Here is a 25,875-nt window from a genome sequence, read left to right on the forward strand (position 1 = left end):
AACACCGCTCTACATTTCAGGTACAGACAATGAACGAACTTGCCGCACAAATCACGCCAAGTGCCATAAAGCGCGACCCTGTTTTCTATTGGGTATTAAGCCTGCTGGCAGCTTTTATTTTGCTGCCGGTCTTTGCTCTCGATTGGGGCCTATTTGAATCCACCCCAGAAGAATTCAGAGCAGCGATGGGCTGGAGTAGCATGAATATTTCATGGCTATGGTTCGCCCTCCCAGCTGTTTTATTGATCCGCCCTGCCCAAGTGCAGGATAAATACGCCAAAAGCCGTCACTACTTCGATATCGGCTACAGTGCTTTTTGCATGTTGTTTGTGGTGATTTCTTCTTGGTATACCGCGCAAGGAATGGGTTACGCAACCATCGCCCTATTTGTTGTCCTTGGCGCAGTCATGACCTTGGCTTTCTCAAGGCTTGAATACCTAGGCGGCGATACGTTTGTTATTGGCTCGCTCATCGCAATCGTGTTACTGATCACCACCTTTATTATTTTCCCGAGCATCGCCATCTTTGTCCCTATGTTCAAAGATGACATGGGGAATTTTGTCGCTTGGCAATTCCTAGATATTCTTGGCCGCGCCCAAATCATCCAGATCATCATGAACTCAGTCATGCTGGGCATATCTGTGGGGATCGGGGCAACCTTCTTCGGTTTGGTCTTTGCCATCTATACAACCCGCATCGCCAAGCGCAGTGCTTTTATTGCCCGAATCTTCTCTATTTTGCCTATCGTCACCCCGCCATTCGTAGTCGGCTTGGGTGTTACCCTGATGCTGGGGCGCTCTGGCTATATCACTGAATTGATGGTGGATTGGTTCGGCCTTACCCAAACCAACTGGCTGTATGGCTTTACCGGCATATGGATGGCACAGGTACTGGCGTTCGCGCCGATGTCGTTCATGATCCTTGACGGTGCGATGAAATCGCTGCATCCCTCACTGGAAGAAGCGTCTTATACCCTACGGGCCAATCGCTACCAGACCTTCTTTAAAATCGTCATGCCGCTGCTCAAACCGGCATTGGCAAACAGCTTTTTGATTATCTTCGTCCAGTCTTTGGCAGACTTCAGTAACCCACTGGTGCTCGGCGGCAGCTTCGACGTACTGGCCACTCAGATCTACTTCTACATTGCTGGCGCTCAGTTAGATTACGCTTCAGCAAGTACCCTTGGTGCAGTATTGCTTCTGTTCTCACTGGCTATTTTCGTCGTGCAGTATATTTGGATAGGCAAACGCTCTTACGTCACCATCTCCGGTAAGTCTTACCGCGGCGATGTTCAGCCACTTCCTGCCACATTGAAACACAGCGTTTCCGGCCTGTTGTATTTCTGGATGGCATTCAACATTCTGCTCTACGGCAGCATTATCTACGGCAGCTTTACCGTCAACTGGGGGGTTGATTACAGCCTGACATTCGCCAACTACATCAACCTGTTTGGTATGGGGATGAGCGAAGGGGCTTGGCCATCACTGATCACCACCATGACTTATGCCGGTATTGCCGCGCCACTAACCGCGCTATTCGGACTATTGATTGCTTACATCGTCGTCCGTCAGCAGTTCCACGGCAAAAAAGTGATCGAATTCGCCACTATGCTCTGTTTTGCCGTACCGGGAACCGTTGCCGGTGTGTCCTATATCCTTGCGTTTAACGATGCCCCTGTATACCTGACTGGTACTGCCGCTATCGTAGTGATCTCTATGGTGATGCGAAACGTTCCGGTAGGGATCCGCTCTGGTGTCGCCGGATTGGGTCAGTTGGACAAATCATTGGATGAAGCCTCACTGAGCCTGCGTGCCAACTCGCTGAAAACCATCACCCATATTTTGTTGCCACTGCTGCGTCCAGCGATTCTATCCACATTGGTATACAGTTTTGTACGGGCAATGACCACAGTCAGCGCCATTATCTTCCTGGTAACACCGGAAACCCGAGTGGCGACCTCTTACATCCTAAACCGGGTAGAAGACGGTGAATACGGTATCGCCATTGCCTACGGCTCCATCCTGATCGTTGTGATGCTGAGCATCATCCTTATTTTTGATTTCCTTGTCGGTGAAGCGCGTATTTCGCGTTCCAAAGCCAAAAACGACGCGTCCTAACTGGAGAATATATTCATGGCAACTGAAAACTTTGTGGTGCTCAAAAACGTCTGTAAGCGCTTTGGCGACAAACCCGTTATCGGCAACCTCGATTTAGAAATTAAGAAAGGCAGTCTGGTGACCTTGCTGGGCCCATCAGGCTGCGGCAAGACCACGGTGCTCCGCCTTGTCGCTGGCCTGGAAAAACCCACCAGCGGCCAGATTTTCATTGATGGCGAGGATGTCACCAACACTTCTATCCAGCATCGCGATATCTGTATGGTATTCCAGTCTTATGCCCTGTTTCCCCATATGTCGCTACACGAAAACGTGGGGTATGGCTTGAAGATGCTCGGCCTTGATAAAGCCGAGATCAAAAAGCGGGTCGATGATGCCCTCAAGCTGGTTGATCTGGAAGGTTTTGGTGAGCGCTTCGTCGACCAGATCTCCGGCGGGCAGCAACAGCGGGTTGCCCTGGCGCGGGCACTTGTGCTCAAGCCCAAGGTACTGCTGTTTGATGAGCCGTTGAGTAACCTTGATGCGAATTTACGCAGGAATATGCGTGAGACCATCCGTGATTTGCAGCAGCGCTTCAATATCACGTCACTTTACGTTACCCACGACCAGTCCGAAGCCTTTGCAGTTTCTGACACCGTTATCGTCATGAAAGAGGGTGACATCATGCAACAGGGCAGCCCGACAGATTTGTACAAGCACCCTGCTTCAATGTTTATGGCCAACTTCATGGGTGAGGCTAATATGTTTGAAGGCCACTTCGACGGAGAAACCATAGACATCCATGGCTACAGCCTCTCGGCAGCCCAAGACAATGTTTCAGGTATCAGCCCTGGCAACTATCAGATTGGCGTGCGCCCTGAAGCCATTTTACTGGCCGAACATGGTGAGCCTTGCCAGCAATGCCGGGTAACCAGTGCTGCTTATATGGGCTCTATGTATGAAGTCGTGGTGGAGTGGCAAGGCCATGAGCTACTGCTGCAGCTCAACTCTACGCAATTTGATACCAGCTTCACCGACCATGCGTACCTAACGATTAACCCTAACGGTGTGTTCCTATTACCCCCAGAAACAAACTAAGGTTTTTCGTCTAGTGAAGCCGCTCAATTGAGCGGCTTTTTTCATTAGGCGGGCGCTGTAATAGTAGCAAGAGCTAGTGCGTGTTAGGCACAAATCTGAGTGGGTACGTCAGCATCACTGTACTGACGAATGGAAAGGCCGTTTTCATTAAACAGGTGCAAGTTATGGTTATCCATATACACCTTTACAATATTACCGGTAACGACCGGCTCGTCGGTCGGTAGGTGTATTTTAAAGCCATCGATATCGGCATATTGGCCAAACAGATAAGTACTGTTACCCAACCTTTCAACCACATCAGACTGGAACTCAATACCAATCGTTTGTTCATCACGGCTTTGTGGTTTAAGGAAGATATGTTCAGGACGGATCCCCACTTTGACCGCCTGGCCGACGTCAACACCATCAGCATGGGCAGCAATAGAAACAGATTGTCCATCAGGCAAGGTCAGCATCAGTGATTGTGGCTCTTTCTTGGCAATTGTGGCCGGAATGAAATTCATTTTCGGCGAGCCGATAAAGCCCGCGACAAACTCATTGGCTGGCTGATAATACAGCTGCAGCGGTGAGCCCACCTGCTCTACCCTACCATCACGCAATACCACAATCTTGTCGGCCAATGTCATCGCCTCGACCTGATCATGGGTCACATACACCATGGTATTACCCAGCTGTTTGTGCAGCCTGGCGATTTGGATCCGCATTTCGACCCGCAGTTCGGCGTCAAGGTTGGACAGCGGCTCATCGAACAGGAAGACTTCTGGATCGCGAACAATCGCACGGCCAATAGCCACACGCTGCCGTTGCCCGCCCGATAATTCCTTCGGCTTGCGCTTGAGCAGCGCTTCAAGCTGGAGGATATCGCTGGCATGTTTTACCCGCTGCCTGATCACCTCCGGTTTCTCCCCCACCATCTTGAGACCGAAGCCCATATTCTCTTTCACCGTCATATGTGGATATAAGGCATAAGACTGAAACACCATCGCGACACCACGCTCAGAAGGTTCAACATCATTCATATTGACCCCGCCGATGCAGATATCGCCTTCAGTAATGTCTTCCAAGCCGGCAATGAGCCTAAGCAAGGTGGATTTACCACAGCCAGACGGACCAACGAAGACAGTAAACTCACCATCTTCAATCGTCAGATCGATACCGTGGATAGTTTGTACTTTTCCAAATCGTTTCACTGCGCGATTTAGGGATATACCAGCCATATAATTTCATCCTCTGAGATTACGGGGCGTCATCAAGGCAATTTATCAAACAACTAGAACGTTATTCACGCTACCCGATTGTAACGCCACAGTAAACGTTTCCAGAGCAATAAGACTAAAATTTTTAACATAGTGTGAGCTAGGTACCCCTTGCAGTATTCGCACAGAACAATAGTGAAAGAGCACACAATTCAACTCGATATAACCGTATATTAGGTTGAAATATCTACAGATAAGGCTTATACGCGAGAGGCTTAGCCGTCGTAAAATCACTCTCTCCATCCAGATCCATGTCACACATTGCGAGTAATATCACCATCATTTATGGAAACGTTTCCTTGATCACGTTTTATTAACACCATTGTCGATATCGTAACCACGCAAATCACTTTGCGTCATCAAACAACTATCAAAACAATACCTAGAACATACAGAACACTTTGGTAAACATGCTTACCAATGAACCGAGATCTCTGCATACATGAAATCGGAGCCTAGTATGATTCATTCATCAGCAGAAGCGACATTAAATAGAGCCAATGACGCTAAACCAAAAAGGAAGCGGATTATTCCTATTTCTTTAGTACCGTGGGTTTTTCTCGCCCCGGCATTAGTGCTATTTGCGATTTATGTCCTTTACCCCATTATTAATAGTTTCAACCTCAGCCTGTACCAATGGGACGGTATGGGCGATAAAGTCTGGGTCGGTTTTGAAAACTACATCGAGTTATTTGATTCAGAAACCTTTTATACTGCACTGACCAATAATTTGTTGTGGTTGCTGCTTTTTATGCTTGCGCCGCCAATTGGTCTGGCTATCGCACTATTTTTGAATCAGGAAGTAAAAGGAATTCGCTTGATTAAAGCGTTATTCTTTTTCCCATTTGTTATATCGCAAGTGATTGTCGGCTTGGTGTTTACTTGGTTTTATGACCCTAGTTTGGGTTTGTTAAACAGTATTCTTGCCTTTTTCGGTGCCGAGCCTATTGCACTGCTATCAAGCGATCAATACGTCACCTACGGCATTATTGCAGCGGGCCTATGGCCGCAAATTGCCTATTGCATGATCCTCTACCTCACCGGCCTCAACAACCTAAACCCGGAGCTGATTGAAGCCGCCCGGCTCGATAACGCCAGAGGATTAAAACTCCTTCGGCACATTATTCTGCCCCAGCTATCACCGGCGACATTCATTGCTGTAGTCGTGACGGTAATTGGTGCCCTGCGCTCATTCGATCTGGTTGCAACCATGACCGCTGGCGGCCCTTGGGGAAGCTCGACCGTACTGGCTTATATGATGTACGAACAGTCAATATTTAACTACCGGATGGGGTACGGTGCCGCTATTGCCGTCGTGCTTTTCCTGATCATGGCTCTCTATATCGCCTTTTTCTTAACTCGCATGTTAAGGAGTGAGAAATAATGTTTCCGACACCTATTAATAAATCATCACGGGCAATCAATATTGCCTATCGGGTCGCACTGCCGTTTTCAATTCTTTTATGGCTACTGCCACTTCTGGCTATATTACTGACATCTGTCCGCTCTATTGAAGATATCAACCAAGGAAACTATTGGGGCTGGCCCACCAGCTTTAATTTAATCGAAAACTATCAGATGGTTTTTCAAACCACCGATATGGGGCAATATCTTCTTAGCTCTTTGATTATTACTCTGCCAGCGGTAGCCGGTGCCGTTGCGCTTTCAACTCTTGCGGGTTTTGCACTAGCTAAATATAAATTCAAAGGCAATATTTGGCTGCTAGCAATATTTATTGCCGGTAACTTTGTTCCGTTTCAGATCTTGATGATCCCTGTGCGCGACCTCACCATCAGTGCCGGTTTATATGACACCCATCTAGGGTTAATTATTTTCCATATCGCTTTTCAGACCGGGTTCTGCACCTTGTTCATGCGCAACTTCATCGTCAGCTTACCCAATGAATTGCTTGAGGCTGCACGTGTTGAAGGTGTCAGTGAATTCAAGATTTTCTGGCATATCATCTTGCCACTGGTTCGTCCTGCCTTAGCAGCGCTATCGGTGCTGGTCTTTACCTTCATTTGGAACGACTACTTCTGGGCACTGGTACTGGTGCAAAGCGAAGAAGTTCGCCCAGTGACCGCAGGGATCAGCGCTCTACGTGGACAATGGCTGGCTTCTTGGAACTTGATCTCCGCCGGCGCCGTACTGGCCGCACTTCCGCCTGTCGCTTTATTCTTCGCGATGCAAAAACACTTCATTGCCGGGCTAACCCTGGGCGCGACCAAAGGTTAAACGGAAATACAACTCCCCTACTAATAAGGATAAATGATGAAAAAACTACATAAAATCATCACCGCTACCACGCTGGCGATGAGCATGGCATCGGCTGCTTTCGCCTCGGAGCTGATTATCAACTCAGATCAAGCCGACCCGGCGCCAAAGGCTGTCTTTGACAGTATGGTTGCCCAGTTTAAGCAGGAAAACCCAGATATTACCGTTAAATACAACCTGTATGACAAAGAAGCGTATAAAACGACGCTGCGCAACTGGTTGGTCACCTCCCCCCCCGATGTCGTGTTCTGGCATGCCGGTAACCGGATGAAGACCTTTGTCGACCGTGGTTTACTTGAAGATGTCAGTGACGTGTGGCAAGCCAACAACATGTACGAAGACTTCACCAGCACCATACCCGCCATGACGGTGAACGACAAGCAGTGGGGGGTGCCATTTACTTACTACCAATGGGGGATTTACTACCGTAAAGATATCTTCGACAAATACGACATCAGCGAGCCCAAAACATGGGATGAATTCCTTACAGCGTCGGAAACGCTCAAACAAAACAACATTGCCCCTATCGCCATTGGAACGAAATACCTTTGGACCGCTGCCGGTTGGTTTGACTATATCAACCTGCGCGTCAACGGGTTGGACTTCCATCTTGATCTAATGGATGGCAAAGTCCCTTACACTGATGAGCGGGTTCGCAATACCTTCAATACTTGGCGTGAGCTGATCGACAAAGGCTATTTCCTGGAAAACCATGCGGGTTACTCTTGGCAGGAAGCTCAGCCATTCTTGTACCGCGGCGAAGCAGCCATGTACTTGATTGGTAATTTCATCACCCCTAACTTCCCAGAAGAGCTGGAAGGTAAAATGGGCTTTATGCAATTCCCAGCCATTGACCCAGAAATTGCAATGGCCGAAGAAGCCCCGATTGATACCATTCACATCCCAAGCAAGGCGAAGAACAAAGACAATGCTCGTAAGTTTCTAGCGTTTATCGCACGCGCTGAGAATCAAACAAAGATGAACGAGGCACTGCTGCAGATCCCGACCAACAATAAGTCTACGGTCACTGACGATGTGTTCCTCAACAAAGGGATTGCCATGCTAAACAGCGCATCCGGTACGTCACAGTTCTACGACCGCGATACCGATCCGGCGATGGCCCAGGAAGGGATGAAAGCGTTCCAGGAGTTCATGGTTCACCCTGACCGCCTGGACCGAATCCTCAAGCGCCTGGAGCGAACCCGTGCTCGTACTTTCAACAAGTAACTGATAGTGGTGAAATCGATACCACTCCAGTAAAAATGCGGTGTTTTGGTTTTTGATTCCATTCAAGGAGTTTCACATATTACTTGAATTCACACCAATAGCTGACGTATTCTGTGACTATTGTGATTCAAAGTGAAACGTTATCCTTGGGTTCCTAACTCAAAACACTCATAGATAGCTTCTTTGCTTGGCTTACCGAGCAATCTGTACTGCTTGGGAAAGAAGTTTGTTTCCATTGATCAAAAAAGCCCAACCCATTGTTTTGTTGGGCTTTTTATTTCTCTCCATTTGCGTCCGCCCCTTCTATGTAATCGTTTCCGGATCATAAATGCCACCCTGTGTGCATTTTCCCAGCAAAAACCGCCAAAAAACACCGTTAATGTGAGCTAAATTACAATTTCATTAATTGCCTTGCCTTTTATGAACAAAATACGCCACACCTCACTGTAAACGTTTCCAGAGCGATGCTAGGATCGCTCTTGAGTTAGGACCCATACATAAAAAAACAAAATGATGGAGACGTTTCATGAAACAGAAGATGCTAGCAAAAGCAGTCGGCATAGCACTGGTAATGGCCCCACTAGCCAGCCAAGCGGCAGTAGAGAACATTCAATATTTTGGCTATGCCAAATGGGGGAATATCTATACAGACAATGATGACCATAATAATGGCAAAGGGGAACGTAACGACGTGATCCGCGCCAGCGAGGGTTATGGTAACTACCGCTTGGGTAACGAGCTTAACTGGTGGGAAGCTGGCCTAAAGGCCGATGTGTGGCAAGACGGTGATGCTTACTTCGATACCACCCTCTACCTGGGGAGTGGCGAGAGCTGGGGTGATGTCAGCATCATCCAGATGTGGTCAGCCGGTCACGGCCTATTCGCATCACAGCCAAATGCCAAAGTGTGGGCCGGTGAGCGCTTTTACCGCCGTCACGAAGTGCACATGATTGATATCAAGTACTGGGATACATCAAGCACCGGTATTGGTATCGAGGATTGGGATCTTGGCTTCGGTAGCGGCCACATTGCCTGGATGGCACCGAACTCCAGTGCTGATGGCCGCAGTTTGCATAACATCGATGCCCGTATCAGTGACATTGCTATCAGCGACACCGCCGATCTGACCTTCGGCTTGAACTACATTTTCACCCAAAACTCTAGCTATGAAGAATCAGATATCACCACCTCTGGTGCCATGCTATCCGCGCTTTACCGCCAAGCTTGGGATTACGGCTCGAATACCTTTGCCTTCCAGTATGGTACCAATGCCCTTGCCGGTGGCCTGATGAGCGCCGAGGGTGGCTCCAACCGCAAATACAGCACAGGTGTTGAGCATGACGGTTATAGCTGGCGAGTCTTCAACTCTGGCGATCTGAACGTCAACGAAGATTTCCAAGTAATGTACTCCATCGCCTATCAGGACAAGAACCTAGATAACAACGATGGTGAGAAGTGGTTCAGTGTCGGTGCCCGTCCTCAGTACAGCTGGACAGATTACATGGCAACCGCTTTGGAAGTCGGTTACGAAACCGTCGAAGCACAAAACGGCGCCGGTACTAATGACATGTACAAAGTCACTGTTGCCCAGATGTTCCAGGCCGGTAAAGGCGTATGGGCTCGCCCTTCACTGCGTATTTTCGCCACCTACTCCGAGAAGAACGACGAGTGGAACCGTGGTGGCGATACCTACGGCACAGCTATGCGTAACGCCAGCGGCAAGGACAGCGTTGACGAAGTGACCTTCGGCTTCAACGTCGAGACTTGGTGGTAATAGCCCACTCTTGGGATTCTGACTAGAAACGGTACAGGCCTGTTTGGGCCTGTACCCTAAGGAAAAAGCATGAAGAAGAATCAGTTAGCGACCATTCTGCTTGGCCTGAGCCTAACCGCTTGCAGCAGTATTCCAGACACGGCACTCAATACCGTTCTTAACCAATCGGCTTGCTGTGAATCTTTTGCTACGCTATCAATCCAACCGTTGACAATAAATAGCCAACAGTATGTGATTCTCGATGGCAATGGCCAGACCCTCCCTATTGCCAATAATGGCAATGAGGGATCAGACCGCTCGCCTGCCAAAGCTTATGGCTTGCCGCAAACGGCTGCTCCTTTCATGCTGACAGTCAGTGCCCCGATTAACAACAACCAAGTCATCGCCCCGGCAATAGCCATCTATGACGATCAATGGCAGCTGGTCGAGCAGCACACCACTGAAGATTTTCATTACTTCACCGGTAGCCTGGGCGGTCTCGAGCGCATTGAAGGTAAGTTTATCCTCAGCACTCAACTTAACAACATGGCTTACATGGTGATCCAGCACGATCCTCAGCAAATTGGTAATCAGCTAGAACGGATCCACCCAGAACAGGAATTTGCCGAGTCACAGAACATTATCGGCAATAAACGTCTTCCGCTTTATGCCACCTTGGCGCCAGTTGGCGTGGTTGAAATTACCACACAGCAGCATTTCGGCAATCCTGTGGTAGACCTACTTTCAAGCCTAACGGCGAAACAGGCCTCGGCGGCTGCAGTATCAAAGACTGCACCTAGCAATGCATCCAATACTGCACCAGAGCCGATTTCAGCAACACCCAAACAGACTGCATCCGCTGACACACAGAGCTGGCACTATTTCAAGCAGCAAATTGATGAAGCCATGAACAGCGGAAAACTCAAACACGCCGTTGATTGGGCGAACAAAGCCGAATCAGCCGGCCATCAACAGGCCAAAGATTATCTGTTGGACACCTTGGCCCAATAATCGTCCAGGGTGAATTAACCAGAAAGACACAAAGAATAACTCGCCGCAGGGCCAACCTATCGCCGTGCGGCACAGCCACTACAATTTTCAAGATTACGTAAGATCACTATAAGTAGGATAACGATGACGGCATTTTCAAACATTATTCAGCGCCGAGACTGGGAAAACCCTCAGTCAGTGAACATCCATTGTTTGTCTGCGCACAGCCCACTGGCCAGCTACCGTGACATTGAAAGTGCACGCGACGCAAAAAATGCCCAGCGCCAGTCATTGAACGGCGAATGGAAATTCAAGCTATTCGATGCCCCGGAGCAAGTGGACGGCGAGTTCGTGACGCCTAGCTTCAATGATCAGGCTTGGGACAATACTCCGGTACCGTCTAACTGGCAGCTACAAGGCTATGACAAGCCGATTTATGCCAACGTCAAATACCCGTTTGAAGTGAATCCGCCTTTCGTCCCGAAAGACAACCCAACAGGCTGCTACCGTACCAGCTTTGAGCTTCAAGAAAGCCAGCTCACAGAAACCCACCGTATTATCTTCGATGGTGTTAACTCTGCTTTTCATTTGTGGTGTAACGGCCATTGGGTCGGTTACAGCCAAGACAGCCGCTTGCCTGCAGAATTCGATCTTTCCCAGTACCTTGTGGCTGGCGACAATACCCTCGCGGTGATGGTGATCCGCTGGAGTGACGGCAGCTACCTCGAAGATCAGGACATGTGGTGGCTTAGCGGCATCTTCCGTGATGTTACCCTGCTGACCAAACCTTCGCAGTGCATTGAAGATGTCTTTATCACACCGGATCTGGATGCCTGCTATCGTGACGGCAGCTTGACGGTTGTTACCCATATCAATGCCACTGCTGAGCATCAGGTGCAGATCCAACTGTTTGATGGTGAGCAGACAATCACCGAGCCCGTGATTGACCGTCCGAATAACCGCCGTATCGACGAGCGCGGTAGCTACAACGATGTCGTATTCCAAACACTGTCGGTACGTGAGCCGAAGCTCTGGAGTGCCGAGACACCCAACCTATACCGCTGCGTCGTCTCTTTGCTTGATGCCGATGGCAACCACATTGAAAGTGAAGCTTATCAAGTTGGTTTCCGTAAAGTCGAAACCATCGGCGGCCAGCTTTGCCTCAACGGCAGGCCTCTGCTGATCCGGGGCGTCAACCGCCACGAGCACCACCCAGAGCTTGGCCATGTGATGACTGAAGCAGATATGATCAAAGATATCTGCCTGATGAAACAGTATAACTTTAATGCCGTCCGTACCGCCCACTACCCGAATCACCCGCGTTGGTACGAGCTGTGTGACCAGTACGGTTTGTATGTGTGTGACGAAGCCAACATCGAAACCCACGGCATGGAGCCGATGAACCGCCTGTCTGCCGACCCGATGTGGGCACACGCTTACATGAGCCGCTACACCCAAATGGTACAGCGCGACAAAAACCACCCTTCCATCATCATCTGGTCACTGGGCAATGAATCCGGCCACGGCAGCAACCACAATGCCATGTATGCCTGGTCGAAGAATTATGACCCGTCTCGTCCGGTACAGTATGAGGGCGGCGGCTCCGATACGACCGCAACCGATATCATTGCCCCTATGTATGCCCGAGTAAACACCACGATTGCTGATGAAGCGGTGCCAAAGTGGTCAATCAAGAAGTGGGTATCCCTACCTAATGAGAACCGCCCATTGATTTTGTGTGAGTATGCCCACGCCATGGGTAACAGCCTAGGCAGTTTCAACGATTACTGGGACGCTTTCCGAGACTACCCTCGCCTGCAAGGCGGCTTTATCTGGGATTGGGTTGATCAGGGGATCAGCAAGTTTGATGACAAAGGCGAGCACTTCTGGGCCTATGGCGGCGATTTTGGCGATACCATCAATGACCGCCAGTTCTGTATCAACGGGTTGGTGTTCCCAGACAGAACCCCGCACCCAACGCTGGAAGAAGCCAAACACTGCCAACGCATGATCACCGTCAAGCTAGATAGCGAGGAGCAACTGGCCAACTGTGTCGCGTATACCCTGACAGTGACCAACGAGAATTTGTTCCGTGCCACCGACAACGAGCAATTGAAATGGTCACTGCTTGAAGATGGCCGTATCATTGCTTCTGGTGAGCAGCAACTGGCTGTTCCAGCAGATAGCCAGAAGACCCTCTGCATCGATATTGACATCAAACCTCGTGCTGGTGCGGTATACCACCTCAATATCGATATTGCACTGCGTGAGTCAACACCATGGGCAGAAGCCGGACACACTGTCGCCAGCGAACAGTTTGCTGTGACTAACCGCAACTCCCTGGCCTACCCAAGCTTCAATCAAAGCCAAGTGCCTGTTGCAACTGAGAACGACTGCAGCATTTTGGTCAGCAGTGACGATGGCAAGCACCACTGGCGCTGGGACAAAACCAGCGGCCTGCTGGAACAATGGACAGTCGAAGGTAAAGAACAGCTTGTATCTTCACCTGTGGATAATTTCTTCCGCGCCCCGCTAGATAATGACATTGGTGTGAGTGAGGTTGATTTCGTTGACCCTAATGCCTGGGTATGCCGCTGGGATGCAGCCGGAATCGGCCAATGGGACCGCGAATGTGTCGATTGCCATGTCAATACCCTTAGCGACCACGTCGTCGTCACTGCAACGTTCGTGTATACCTTCAACGGCAATGTACAAGCAATCACCGTTTGGACTTACACCTTGGACAGCCAAGGCCAAACCCTGTTGGATGTTTCAGTTAAACTGGCTGATGAGCTTCCGCCTATGCCCCGTATTGGTCTAGAGCTAGCACTGCCGCTACAGCAAGAGCAGCAATACATTGAGTGGCGCGGATTGGGTCCATTCGAAAACTACCCAGACAGATTGTCGGGGGCACGTTTTGGTCAATACACCGAAACCCTGAGCGATATGCACACCCCATATATCTTCCCAACAGATAATGGGCTGCGCTGTGGCTGTAACTCGCTGTCTATCGGTAGTTTGAATATCACTGGTGAGTTCCAGTTCAGCGTCAGCCGTTACAGCCAGCAGCAACTGGCTGAAGCGAAACACACCAACGAGCTCGAGGCCGAGCAGCAAATCTACCTTCGCGTAGACCACCAGCATATGGGCGTCGGCGGTGACGATTCCTGGAGCCCGAGTGTTCATGAGGAATTCAAGTTGACCGGCAAGCAATATGCCTACAGCCTGGCTCTTGTGATTGCTGATTAAGCGATTCTTATATTCTCGCGATTAACTAACCCGTGCCGCCTTGGCTCCCCCTCAAGGTGGCATTTTTCCACCTACAATTGCCAATACAGCGTTATTCTTCATGGCACACCAGCCTCATCCTGACTGACCTGCCTATAAATTAGCCGCCTGCCTTTTCGTTAAGTGACTCACCTTACAATAATTAATTCAGCCCATGAAAAAACATTGGCGGGATTTGTTTTATTCCTCCAACCATTGTTTAATGAGCCAGCAGTAAAGAAAGAGGGCTCTATGGCTACCATCAAGGATGTCGCGAAAGAAGCGGGCGTTTCCGTCGCCACGACTTCACGGGTGATCAACAACGCACCACACACCAGTGAGACGGCAATCAAGGCCGTGAAAGCCGCAATGGCAAAACTCGGCTACCGGCCAAACGCCAACGCAAGGGCTCTTGTCAGTAAGTCGACCAACACCATCGGCGTTTTGGTCAATGATGTTTCCGCGCCCTTCTTCGGTACCATGGTCAAAGCCATCGATACCATTGCCAATCAGCATGAGAAACAACTACTTATCGGTAGCGGCTACCACGACGCCGTGAAAGAGCGCAACGCCATTAACCTGCTGATCAACAGCCGCTGTGAATCCTTAGTGATCCACAGTAAAGGATTGGACGATCAAGAACTCATCGGCTTAGCCAACGAAATACCAGGGCTGGTCATTATTAACCGCATCGTACCGCAAATCGCCTCGCGCTGTATTGCGCTCGATAACCGCAAGGGCTCCTACCTTGCCACCGAATACCTTATTCGCCATGGTCATAAGCACATCGGTTACCTCTGCTCTAGCCATGACATTGAAGATGCCAGGGATCGTAAGGCCGGCTACCTTGAAGCGCTGAAAGATCATGGTTTGGAAGCTAACGAGGAATACATTGAGTACGGTGAGCCGGATGAACTGGGCGGCGAGTATGCCATGACCAACCTGCTGTCCAAGAACCTCCCCGTAACAGCTGTGGCCACCTACAACGACTACATGGCGGCAGGCTGTTTGGCCGTACTGCACGAGAATAACTTGCGTATTCCGGAAGATATTTCGGTGATCGGTTTTGATGATGGCGATATTGCCCGTTATGTTCATCCAAAGCTCACTACCATCCGCTACCCTATCCAGGTTATGGCTGAGCAAGCAGCAAAATTATCACTGCAGCTTGCCAATGAAAAAAAAGATGCCACGCAAGCGAGGATGTACATGCCGACATTGGTGCGTCGTCTGTCCGTCGGGACCGCCCCTCTATAGCCCCATTGGCGGGGAGCCAATTCAGTATTGGTCTATATTGATACCCAGGTAACTTCAAGCTACTAGGGTATCCCCCCTTCACATTCCCTGCGATTCCCCCTAGAATTGCCAGCCAATTTTGATTTGGTATGTAGACATGAACCGCAAGAAAAAAGTCATTGAGACGCAAAAGGCAAAAATCAAAAAGAAAAACGCCAAGATGCACCGCAGCAACAAGCCTCGCTACATCTCTAAAGCCGAGCGAGCCAAGATGGAAGCCGAAGAAGCCCAGCAGGCCGAGCAATCAGCAGAGCAGAATCAAACCGTAGCGGTTGCTGAGAGCGAGAAGCCGACAGAGTAAGCCTTCAATAATAGAGGCTACCGCATCCATTCGCGATGAAGCTGCTCGCTATCCCCCAGATAATCGAGCAGCCAATCAATCGCGGGGTTTTGGCTCTCTTTATTCCACGCCAAACAACACGGGCTCACCGGCGGTTTCACCGCAAGTTCTTTTTCCACCAATTCGCCGCTTTCAATCAGTGGCAGGGCCTTATGCTCGGGCACCACGCAAATCCCAAGGCCCGACTTCAAACACGACATCGCACTGTGCCAGTTGGGCACCATAATCCGGCGCTGGTTGTCCATCAGCCAGGTTACCCGCTTCGGCAATACCCGCGAAGTATCTTCAAGACAGATGGCCGGATACTCGATAAGCTCCTCTGCCTCGAGTGGATATTCTGTTCCTGCCAGGGGGTGATCGGGACTGATCACAAAACGCCACTCCAGCACCCCCATATCACGGTAATCGAAGTGGCCGCTTACTGGCACCGCTGCCGTTGCACCAATGGCAATATCAGCCCGGCCATCCGACAGGGCGTCCCATACCCCATTGAATACTTCCATCGTCAGGTGCAGCTCCATATCGGGAAATTGACGGTAGAAATCGCGTACCAAGGTATTTACCCGGCTCTCGCGCACCACCGTATCCAGCGCCACCGATACACTTTGCGACCAACCATTTGCGACCCGTTGGGTTTGCATTTTTAGTTGCTCCATTTGCTTAAGTAGCGCCCTGGCTTCTTCCACAAAGAACTCTCCGGCAGGGGTTAACTGGACTTGGCGGTGGAGCCTAACAAATAAATCGACAGCCAACCGCTCCTCGATCACCCTGACTGTATAGCTTATTGCACTCGGCACTTTGTGCAATTCTTCAGCAGCTGCGGAAAAACTTCCTCGCCGGGCAACAACATCTATCACTTGTAAATCATTATAAGAAAACATTGGGCTCTTCCTTTTCACCGCTACCAACCAGGCCTTAGCCCAGTTAATTCGGTTGTTTTTTACAGCAAAAATGCAACAGATTGCTGCTAATTGGCGCCATTCGGCTGATATTCAACCTTGCTCACTGCGCAAGATAAAAACGTGCGACCTAGGTGCAAAATTGTTCACATCAATTTTTTTGAAAGCAATGTTTAAATTTTACCGTTTCACACTATGAAAAACCATGTATAGACTTGCCGCAAAGTACAAAACAGTTAAATGAAATAAAGCTATGACAAATCAACCTTCAAAAATGACCATCCTATGGTTTGCATGTTTAAGTATGCTGGGCTTCTTGGCAACTGACATGTATCTCCCTGCTTTCGAAGTTATTCGAGAGGATTTTGATACATCACAATCACTTATTGGCCTGACATTAAGTATTTTCCTGTTGGGTATGGCACTCGGCCAGCTAATTTATGGCCCACTGTCTGATCGTATTGGCCGTATCAAAGTGCTAATGGGCGGTATGACGCTATTCAGTATCGCTTCGGTTTTCTGTGCCTTTGCACCAAATGTTGAGCTAATGCTAGTCGCTCGCTTTGCACAGGCGCTAGGCGCATGTAGCGCAACGGTTATCTGGCAGGCTGTTGTGGTTGACCGCTACGAAGGCAAGGTCTCTGAGCGTGTTTTCGCGACCATTATGCCGTTGGTTGCCCTATCCCCAGCCCTGGCACCGCTGGCTGGCGCCATGCTTGAGCATCAGTTCGGCTGGCGCAGTATCTTTGTTGCTCTTGTTGGTTTTGGTGCCGTTTTGTCCATCATGACACTAAAAGAAACTGAAAGTGCCAATTTGGACAAAAAACAGGAAAAGGTCTCGGTGCAGTTACGCCGCGATTATGCCCAAATCCTTAGTTCAAAAAAATTCGTTGGTAATATGATTATCTTCGCTGCCTGTTCTGCTGCATTCTTTGCTTACCTAACCGGTTCACCATTCGTGATGGCCGCGATGGGGTACTCTGGCGCAGATATCGGCCTGAGCTATGCACCTCAGACGGTCGCGTTTATTGTTGGTGGTTACGGCTGCCGTACTCTGCTCAACAAATATGACAGCCAGCAGTTGCTACCTTGGATCCTGAAGCTGTTCTTTGCCAGCGTAACGATCATGTTCATGATCTCACTGCAAACTGAGCCAACCACTATTTGGCCTATTCTGGCACCATTCTGCTTGCTGGCGGTGGCCAACGGTGCCATCTACCCGATCATCATCAGTAAAGCATTGGAAGATTTCAAAAACTGTAGTGCCACTGCTGCCGGCCTGCTGAACTTCCTTCAGACAATGGTTTGCTTCGCCGCAAGCGGTCTGGTATCGGCCTTTGCCATGCACGGCCTGATGACGGTAACGACAGCGATGTTTATCACCGGCTTTGTTGCTCTATTCGGTTACGCTCTGGTTGTTAAAGCCCGCCGTGAGACAACGGAAATAGCTCAAACCGCATAATTCCCTGTCAGGCAAAAAGCATATCAAGGCCACTTACAAAGTGGCCTTTTTTACGCCTGGCTTCATGGCCAGTCTTCTTTCCCTTATGTCCAGCCCTGGAAATAAAACCCTTCAATATCCGTGGGGGGTCAAATCGCCCCTGCCTCTAAAATGCTTAAATATCCCACACCGAGAGTGCGACTTTTTTTATCATTTTCACATCTGCCACTCCACCCACTAAATTACAGTGGTTTAAATGGATAAAAGGGCAGAAGTTAGAACAAAAATCAAACAAAAATATAACCTCTGGAATTTTTTATACATTTTTCTTGCATAAGATCTCACTCTGGGTAATATAACCCTCAAGTGACGATTAATGCAGTAAGTCAGCATGAGTATTCAAGTAAATAGTGTTAATAAGTTCTATGGTGATACCCAGGTGCTTCATGATGTTGAATTCACCTGCGGTAAAGGGGATACCTTGGTATTGCTTGGCCCGAGTGGCGCTGGCAAAAGCTCTTTGCTAAGGGTGCTTAACTTGCTGGAAAATGCCACCAGCGGCCAGCTTCAGGTTGCCAACGAAGCCTATGACTTCTCCCAGTCTATCTGCGAAAGAGAGGCACTGAAACTGAGACGTAAAGTCGGCATGGTTTTTCAGCAGTACAACCTATGGCCCCACCTCACGGTGATCGAAAACCTTATCGAAGCACCGGTTAAAGTGGCCGGTATCTCCAAACAGCAAGCCACAGACGAAGCCATGGCCTTATTAACACGGTTACAGCTTGCCGACAAAGCCGATGCTTGGCCGCTGCAACTTTCTGGCGGCCAGCAGCAGCGAGTCGCGATTGCCCGCGCGCTGATGATGAAACCTGAAGTGCTGCTGTTTGACGAGCCCACTGCTGCACTCGACCCAGAAATTACCAACCAGGTTGTCAAAATCATTAATGACCTGAGCGAAACTGGCATTACCCAAGTTGTGGTGACCCACGAGGTAGACTTTGCCAAAAAAATCGCCAGCCACGTACTGTACCTTGAAAAAGGCCGCATGGTGGAACACGGCACCAAAGAGGCCTTCACAACCCCGACCACCCCGGAGTTTGCAGAATACCTCACGCACTGAGTTTCAGTGATATACGCACATTATATATATCAGCATCACTATCACGTGATGCTGCAGCTAACGACGCACGGAGTATCGCGATGAAAAAGATTGTATTGGCAACATTGATTGGTTTGGCTTCAGCTAACGCAGCCGCTCAGGAAGAAATTAAGTTTGCGATGGAAGCAACTTACGCCCCATTCGAATACGTTGACGAAAATAACGAAATTCAAGGCTTCGATGTTGACCTGGCAAACGCTCTGTGCGATGTGATTGAAGCTAAGTGTACTTTCCACAACCAACCGTTCGATAGCCTGATCCCTGCGCTGAAGTTCCGTCGTTACGATGCAGCTATCTCGGGTATTGATATTACTGAGCAGCGTCAGCAAGTGGTTAACTTCACCGACGCATACTACGACAACTCTGCTGCTTTTGTTGCACTTGATGGCAAAGTGGCCGATCAAACCGCGCTTAAAGGCAAGCGTGTTGGCGTGCAGAACGGTTCAACCCACCAGAGCTACCTAACCGAGCAGCTTGACGGTGTTACCGCTGTACCGTACGCCAGCTACCAGGACGCATTCATCGACATGCAAAATGGCCGGATCGATTCGGTATTCGGTGATACTGCCGTGGTTGCCGAATGGTTCAAAAAGAACGACAACCTTGTGTACGTCGGTGAGCAGGTTACCAATGCCCAATACTTCGGTAACGGCTTTGGTATCGCCGTCAACAAAAGCAACCAAGAGCTACTGGACAAGCTGAACACAGCCCTGAAAACCGTTAAGGCGAACGGCCAGTACGACGAAATCTTCAACAAGTACTTCGGTGAATAAATTATGGCGTTATCAGGTTATGCTCTGACGCTACTTGAGGCTAGCTGGGTCACCATCCAGCTAAGCCTGGCCAGCGTCGCTGTTGGATTGGTCTTGGCTGTTCTATTTGCCAGTGGTGAAATGTCACGCTTTCGTGCCATTGCCTGGCCAACGACTACAATGGTCACGGTGCTTCGGGGCTTACCTGAAATATTGGTTGTACTGTTTATCTTCTTCGGTTCAACGCAAGTGCTGTTCTTGCTGACTGGAGATTTTATTGAGGTCAGCCCTTTTCTGTCAGGGGTCATCGCCCTGTCTCTTATCTTTGCCGCTTATGCCTCGCAAACGCTGCGAGGCGCCCTCAAGGCTGTGCCCAACGGTCAGAGGGAGGCAGCCAGTGCTCTGGGGATCAGCAAGTCACGGGCATTCTTCAAGATTGTTTTGCCGCAAGCCGTTCGCCATGCCCTACCCGGCCTGACCAACCAATGGCTGGTACTGCTTAAAGATACCGCTTTAGTCTCCTTGATTGGGGTGACCGATTTGCTCAAGCAGGCTCAGTTGACCGCTGCGGCTACCCACGAAAGCTTTACCTGGTATGCCTGTGCTGCGGCTGTCTACTTAGTTATTACTTTGGTCACCCAGCAAGTAGTAAAACAGCTCGACAAAAAATACAGCCTCCAGGATGGGCAAACAGTATCGAAAAAATCATCAGTCAAAAAGTCAGCCAAAACTAACGCATTAGAAGGAGCAAACGCATGAATGAACAGCACGTTTGGCAACTGCTCGAAGGCTTGATCGTCAGCCTTGAACTGACCGCGGTATCCCTGCTGGTTGGTTGTACTCTTGCGTTATTGATGACATTGACGCTGGTTCTAAAGACACCGGGACTCCATTGGCTTAGCCGGGGTATCATCACCCTATTTACCGGTACACCGCTCCTAGTACAGATTTTTTTGATTTACTACGGTCCTGGTCAATTCGAGTGGGTACGCGAGAGTATTCTCTGGCACTGGCTGAGCCAACCTTGGTTCTGTGCCATGCTGGCACTGGCGCTAAATACCGCGGCATACAGCACCCAGTTGTTCAAAGGCGCATTCAATGCCATCCCTCGGGGCCAATGGCAGGCGTGTAAAGCCTTGGGCATGGATACCAAAGCCACATTGGGTGTATTGCTACCATATGCGATCCGCCGGGCAGTTCCAGCCTACTCCAATGAAGTAATTTTGGTTTTCAAAGGCACCTCTCTCGCCAGCACCATCACCATTATGGATATCATGGGCTATGCACAACGAATCAACGCCCAAACCTACGATACGCTCATGGTCTTCAGTATCGCTGGTGCCTTCTACTTGATGGTAAATGGCATTCTTACCCTGCTTTTCCGTCAGGTCGAGAAAAAAGCCCTCGCGTTCGAGATGGCCAGATAAAAAAGCCCCTCAACTCATCACAACGTCATATTTGAAAAGCTGGTAAACGCCAGCTTTTTTATTATGCAAAACCAACATCTGTAATAAATCATTTCTAATTAAACTCGCAGTGAAACAGTTTTTATATGTATTTTTTTAGCCACAAAACCAGCTATTAATTGTGTACAGAATTACCCTTCGGCTTACATAGTTAATATTTATACAGATCCAGATCACACTTTTCATCGTTCGTTTTATCACCAACCAGCTAAAAATCACCTTTATTTCGCTATACCTCGATCACCAACGCAACCAAAAACAAACCATTTTAACAAAAAACAAACACAGCACCCTATTAATAAATTTTCATAACCACCCATAAATAGTTATATAAAATCTCATCTCATTCATCTTTCCGTTACAGATCAAAAAAGAATTAACTAGGTAAAACGAATAGCTTTTGTCCGATTGAAACACCCCAAAAATATACCTTAAGATCCCTTTAAAACATTTGTTAACACTTTTCCTTTTAGCTCAATTAACAAAGTAGAACGGGTAGAACTATGACTAATGGAATCAGCACAGTTGCTAAGGATGAAAAGCAACGTGAATGGCGTGCTTTCTTTTTCATCACGGTATTTCTCTTTCCCATCCTTAGTGTTGCCGCCGTTGGTGGCTACGGTTTTTTCGTTTGGATGATGCAAATCTTCTTCTTGGGGCCTCCCGGCCATATGGGATAAAGCCAACATAACAACAATCAAATAACCACACACTGAGTACACAACATGAAAGCATTTCTCATTAAAGCTTGGCAGACCTTCTCTCGGCCAAGTGTTCATATCAGCCTTGGGGTTTTAACCCTCGGTGGCTTTATCGCAGGAGTTATTTTCTGGGGTGGTTTCAACACTGCGTTGGAAGCGACCAATACCGAAGAGTTCTGTATTGGCTGTCACACAATGGAAAATAACGTTTACCAAGAACTACAAGAAACCGTGCACTGGAAAAACACCTCGGGTGTTCGTGCCACCTGCCCTGACTGTCATGTCCCGCACAATTGGACTGACAAGATCGCCCGGAAAATGCAAGCCAGCAAAGAAGTGTTCGCCCAAGTATTCGGTGACTTAGACACCAAAGAAAAATTCGAAGAACGCCGTGTAGCACTGGCCCAGCATGAGTGGGATCGCTTCTCAGCCAACAAGTCATTGGAATGCAAAAACTGCCATGACTACGACAGCATGGATTTCGACAACATGCGCCCAACTGCCCGTATCCAGATGAAACAAGCGGCTGAGCGTGATCAAAGCTGCGTGGATTGCCACAAAGGCATTGCCCACAACCTGCCGAAAAACATGGACAGCTCCGGTGGCATGATCGGTGAGCTTGAGCAGTTGGCATCGAACACCAAGTTCGAAACAGGCCAAGAATATGTAAGCGTGCGCCACCTGCCGCTATACGAAGAAAAAGAGCTAACCACGGAAGCTGGTCTGCTAAACCCTGCATCATCAGTCAAAGTTATCGGCCAAACGGCAGATGCGATTGAAGTGGAAGTATCCGGTTGGCGTAAAGACAAAGGCTTTGGTCGTGTTATCCAGGAAGATTTCGGCATGAACATCGCCGTGGCTTCACTGCTTAAAGAGTCAGCAACCAACGATCAGGTTGTCGAGAAATTCGAGCGCAAAGAAGATGACCTAACCGGCCTTCCTTGGCAGCGTGTTACCGCCAAAGTGTGGATGAAGAAAGAGGCGCTGATGGCCGATGTCCAGCCTATCTGGGAAAAAGCAAAGCAGTCTTACAACACCAACTGCTCTGTGTGTCACACCCAACCGGATGAAGCACACTTTGATGCCAACACTTGGCCAGGCATGTTCAACGGCATGATGGCATTCGTTAACTTCGATACCGACAGCAAAGCCTTGGTGCTGAAGTACCTACAGAAACACTCATCTGATTTTGCAGATGGCCACCACTAAGCGATTGATGGAGTAATTGAATATGTCTGTAAGCAGAAGACGTTTCCTACAGGGTATGGTAGCCACTAGCGCCGCATCAGTGATTGGTCCAAGCCTGTTGGGTATGAACAAAGCCATGGCGGCTGAAACCGTAGGAACCTGGAAGGTATCAGGCTCTCACTGGGGCGCATTCCGCGCCCACATCTACGGTGGCAAGCTACAAGAAATCAAACCGCTGGAGCTGGATAAGCACCCAACCGAGATGCTCAACGGCATCAAGGGAATTCTTTACAGCCCGTCACGTGTGCGCTACCCGATGGTTCGCCTCGACTGGCTGAAGAAGCATAAATACAGTGCAGCGACCCGTGGTAACAACCGCTTTGTCCGCGTAACCTGGGATGAAGCCATCGATCTGTTCTACCGCGAACTGGAACGCATTCAGAAAGATTACGGTCCATGGGCCCTGCACGCCGGCCAAACGGGTTGGCGTCAAACCGGCCAGTTCCACAGCTGTGGTAACCACATGCAGCGTGTTGTCGGCATGCACGGTAACTACATCAAGAAAGTCGGTGACTACTCGACGGGTGCAGGTCAAACCATCTTGCCATACGTACTAGGCTCCACCGAAGTGTATGCGCAGGGTACTTCTTGGTCTGAAATCTTGGAGAACAGTGACAACATTGTACTTTGGGCCAATGATCCGGTGAAAAACCTTCAGGTTGGCTGGAACTGTGAAACCCATGAATCCTTCGCGTACCTGGAGCAGCTGAAAGAGAAAGTCGCCAAAGGCGAAATCAATGTGCTTTCCGTTGACCCGGTGAAAAACAAGACCCAGCGCTACCTGAACAACGACCACCTCTACATCAACCCGCAAACCGATGTGGCGTTTATGCTGGGTGTTGCGCACACGCTCTACACCGAAGAGCTTTACAACAAAGACTTCATCAAGACTTACTGCCTGGGCTTCGATGACTTCATCCAGTATGTGATGGGTGAAACCAAAGACAAGATCGAGAAAGATCCGGAATGGGCTGCCGAGATCTGTGGTGTATCCGCCGATAAGATCCGCGAGTTTGCCCGCATGCTGGTTAACGGCCGTACCCAGATGCTGTTTGGCTGGTGTATCCAGCGTCAGGAACACGGTGAGCAGCCATACTGGATGGGGGCGGTTATTGCAGCAATGGTGGGACAAATTGGCCTGCCAGGCGGTGGTATTTCTTACGGTCACCACTACAGCTCGATCGGCGTACCATCGACAGGCTTCGCTGCACCGGGTGGTTTCCCACGTAACCCAGATGAAGGCCAGAAGCCTAAATGGGATAACAACGATTTCAACGGCTACAGCAGCACTATTCCGGTAGCCCGCTGGATTGACTGTCTACTCGAGCCAGGCAAACAGATCCGCTACAACGGTTCTAAAGTGACCCTGCCTGATTACAAGATGATGGTGATCAGTGGCTGTAACCCTTGGCACCACCACCAGGATCGCAACAAGATGAAGAAAGCCTTCAAGGCACTTCAAACCGTTGTCACCATTGACTTTGCCTGGACAGCCAGCTGTCGCTTCTCGGATATCGTGCTACCGGCTTGTACCCAGTGGGAACGTAACGATATCGATGTTTATGGCTCATACAGTGGCCGTGGCCTAATTGCGATGCAGAAGCTGGTTGACCCACTGTTCCAGTCAAAAACAGACTTCGAAATCATGACGGAAGTTGCGCGTCGTTTCGGTCGCCACAAAGAATACACCCGTGGTATGGATGAGATGGAATGGGTTCGCCAGCTTTACAGCGAATGCCGTGATGCCAACAAGGCAAAATTCGACATGCCAGAGTTCGATGAGTTCTGGGAAAAAGGCTACTTCGACGCCGGTACAGGTAAGCCTTGGGTTCGCCATGCTGATTTCCGTGAAGATCCAGAGATCAACCCATTGGGTACGCCATCGGGCTTTATCGAAATCACCAGCCGTAAGATTGATCGCTTTGGTTACGAGCACTGTCAGGGCCACCCAATGTGGTTCGAGAAGAGCGAGCGTTCACACGGTGGTCCGGGCTCAGACAAACACCCTTACTGGCTGCAGTCTTGTCACCCAGACAAACGCTTACACTCGCAAATGTGTGAATCGGAAGAGTTCCGTGCCACCTACGCGGTACAGGGCCGTGAGCCAATCTACATCAACCCGCAAGATGCCGCTGCCAAGGGCATCCAAAACGGCGACTTGGTCCGCGTTTACAACGACCGTGGTCAACTGCTAGCCGGTGCTGTACTGACAGACAGCTACGCACCGGGCGTGGTTCGTATCGAAGAAGGGGCATGGTATGGTCCTCTGAACGAGAAAGAAGGCGCGATGGATACCTATGGCGATCCAAATACCCTGACTCAGGATATTCCGTCTTCTGAACTGGCTCAGGCAACCAGTGCCAACACCTGTCTGGTTGAGTTCGAGAAGTTCACCGGTAGCGTTCCGCCAGTAACGTCATTCGGCGGGCCGATTGAAGTAAGTTAATTCTCGCTGGTAGAAAACGAAGGGGAGTAGTCTGTGACTGCTCCCTTTTTTATTTATTTTGGTAACGGTTACACCACCTTTTCCCGTTGATTTTATTGAGCATGTTAAATATGTCTTATCTTTTTAATGCATTAATATTGCACCCGTTACACTGTCGGTGTTTAATAGT

General features: G+C 49.4%; 20 protein-coding genes. 18 read left to right on the top strand and 2 right to left on the bottom strand.

Features of this window, described 5'->3' with window-relative positions:
- The first annotated feature begins 29 nt into the window (after nt 1-29).
- Together C9J03_RS06365 and fbpC are read left to right on the top strand one after the other, a co-directional pair.
- On the top strand, nt 30-2,117 hold the full coding sequence (locus C9J03_RS06365) for an ABC transporter permease (RefSeq protein ID WP_044623565.1): 2,088 nt from the start codon (nt 30-32) through the stop codon (nt 2,115-2,117).
- A gap of 15 nt (nt 2,118-2,132) precedes the next feature.
- Nucleotides 2,133-3,191 (top strand): ferric ABC transporter ATP-binding protein, encoded by a 1,059-nt coding sequence (gene fbpC, locus C9J03_RS06370; protein ID WP_044623566.1) that lies wholly within the window; start codon nt 2,133-2,135, stop codon nt 3,189-3,191.
- An 83-nt stretch (nt 3,192-3,274) separates the two neighbouring features.
- Here fbpC and C9J03_RS06375 read toward each other — a convergent pair whose 3' ends face one another.
- Nucleotides 3,275-4,408: an ABC transporter ATP-binding protein gene (locus C9J03_RS06375; protein WP_044623567.1), complete on the bottom strand. Its 1,134-nt coding sequence runs from the start codon at nt 4,406-4,408 to the stop codon at nt 3,275-3,277.
- 499 nt (nt 4,409-4,907) lie between these two features.
- On the opposite strand from C9J03_RS06375, the gene C9J03_RS06380 reads away from it, so the two are divergent.
- The 8 genes from C9J03_RS06380 to C9J03_RS06415 all read left to right on the top strand — a co-directional run bounded on the left by C9J03_RS06380 (nt 4,908) and on the right by C9J03_RS06415 (nt 15,555).
- Entirely contained in the window at nt 4,908-5,831 is a 924-nt protein-coding gene (locus C9J03_RS06380) for a carbohydrate ABC transporter permease (protein ID WP_044623568.1), read from the top strand.
- Entirely contained in the window at nt 5,831-6,682 is an 852-nt protein-coding gene (locus C9J03_RS06385) for a carbohydrate ABC transporter permease (RefSeq protein ID WP_044623569.1), read from the top strand. The genes C9J03_RS06380 and C9J03_RS06385 overlap by 1 nt, the downstream gene beginning before the upstream one ends.
- A gap of 36 nt (nt 6,683-6,718) precedes the next feature.
- On the top strand, nt 6,719-7,948 hold the full coding sequence (locus tag C9J03_RS06390; protein ID WP_044623570.1) for an ABC transporter substrate-binding protein: 1,230 nt from the start codon (nt 6,719-6,721) through the stop codon (nt 7,946-7,948).
- 526 nt (nt 7,949-8,474) lie between these two features.
- Complete coding sequence (locus C9J03_RS06395) at nt 8,475-9,722, top strand: carbohydrate porin (RefSeq protein WP_044623571.1); 1,248 nt, start codon at nt 8,475-8,477, stop codon at nt 9,720-9,722.
- A gap of 69 nt (nt 9,723-9,791) precedes the next feature.
- Nucleotides 9,792-10,712 (top strand): MalM family protein, encoded by a 921-nt coding sequence (locus C9J03_RS06400; protein ID WP_044623572.1) that lies wholly within the window; start codon nt 9,792-9,794, stop codon nt 10,710-10,712.
- Between the two features lie 123 nt (nt 10,713-10,835).
- The gene (locus tag C9J03_RS06405; RefSeq protein WP_044623573.1) at nt 10,836-13,940 is read left to right on the top strand and encodes a beta-galactosidase; all 3,105 of its coding nucleotides are present in this window, start codon (nt 10,836-10,838) and stop codon (nt 13,938-13,940) included.
- A 270-nt stretch (nt 13,941-14,210) separates the two neighbouring features.
- Entirely contained in the window at nt 14,211-15,215 is a 1,005-nt protein-coding gene (locus tag C9J03_RS06410) for a substrate-binding domain-containing protein (RefSeq protein ID WP_044623574.1), read from the top strand.
- Nucleotides 15,216-15,351: 136 nt separating this feature from the next.
- Complete coding sequence (locus C9J03_RS06415; protein WP_044623575.1) at nt 15,352-15,555, top strand: DUF2986 domain-containing protein; 204 nt, start codon at nt 15,352-15,354, stop codon at nt 15,553-15,555.
- A gap of 17 nt (nt 15,556-15,572) precedes the next feature.
- On the opposite strand, the gene punR is transcribed toward C9J03_RS06415, so the two are convergent.
- Nucleotides 15,573-16,475 (bottom strand): DNA-binding transcriptional activator PunR, encoded by a 903-nt coding sequence (gene punR, locus C9J03_RS06420; RefSeq protein WP_044623576.1) that lies wholly within the window; start codon nt 16,473-16,475, stop codon nt 15,573-15,575.
- Nucleotides 16,476-16,746: 271 nt separating this feature from the next.
- On the opposite strand from punR, the gene punC reads away from it, so the two are divergent.
- The 8 genes from punC (at nt 16,747) to torA (ending at nt 25,706) form a co-directional block, all read left to right on the top strand.
- On the top strand, nt 16,747-17,955 hold the full coding sequence (punC, locus tag C9J03_RS06425; RefSeq protein WP_044623577.1) for a purine nucleoside transporter PunC: 1,209 nt from the start codon (nt 16,747-16,749) through the stop codon (nt 17,953-17,955).
- 370 nt (nt 17,956-18,325) lie between these two features.
- Nucleotides 18,326-19,054, top strand: coding sequence for an arginine ABC transporter ATP-binding protein ArtP (artP, locus tag C9J03_RS06430; RefSeq protein ID WP_044623578.1), 729 nt, complete (start codon nt 18,326-18,328; stop codon nt 19,052-19,054).
- A gap of 80 nt (nt 19,055-19,134) precedes the next feature.
- A complete protein-coding gene (locus tag C9J03_RS06435) occupies nt 19,135-19,866 on the top strand; it encodes a lysine/arginine/ornithine ABC transporter substrate-binding protein (RefSeq protein ID WP_044623579.1) in 732 nt (243 codons plus the stop codon).
- A 3-nt stretch (nt 19,867-19,869) separates the two neighbouring features.
- Nucleotides 19,870-20,604, top strand: a complete 735-nt coding sequence (artQ, locus tag C9J03_RS06440) for an arginine ABC transporter permease ArtQ (RefSeq protein WP_044623580.1) — start codon at nt 19,870-19,872, stop codon at nt 20,602-20,604.
- The gene (gene artM, locus C9J03_RS06445; protein WP_044623581.1) at nt 20,601-21,272 is read left to right on the top strand and encodes an arginine ABC transporter permease ArtM; all 672 of its coding nucleotides are present in this window, start codon (nt 20,601-20,603) and stop codon (nt 21,270-21,272) included. The genes artQ and artM overlap by 4 nt, the downstream gene beginning before the upstream one ends.
- Nucleotides 21,273-21,814: 542 nt before the next feature.
- Nucleotides 21,815-21,991, top strand: coding sequence for a trimethylamine N-oxide reductase system protein TorE (gene torE / locus C9J03_RS06450; protein WP_082060632.1), 177 nt, complete (start codon nt 21,815-21,817; stop codon nt 21,989-21,991).
- A 45-nt stretch (nt 21,992-22,036) separates the two neighbouring features.
- Nucleotides 22,037-23,221: a pentaheme c-type cytochrome TorC gene (gene torC, locus C9J03_RS06455; protein WP_044623582.1), complete on the top strand. Its 1,185-nt coding sequence runs from the start codon at nt 22,037-22,039 to the stop codon at nt 23,219-23,221.
- A 22-nt stretch (nt 23,222-23,243) separates the two neighbouring features.
- Complete coding sequence (gene torA / locus C9J03_RS06460; RefSeq protein WP_044623583.1) at nt 23,244-25,706, top strand: trimethylamine-N-oxide reductase TorA; 2,463 nt, start codon at nt 23,244-23,246, stop codon at nt 25,704-25,706.
- Nucleotides 25,707-25,875: the final 169 nt, after the last annotated feature.

Source organism: Photobacterium gaetbulicola, from assembly GCF_003025515.1.
In the GTDB taxonomy this organism is placed as follows: Bacteria; Pseudomonadota; Gammaproteobacteria; order Enterobacterales; family Vibrionaceae; genus Photobacterium; species Photobacterium gaetbulicola.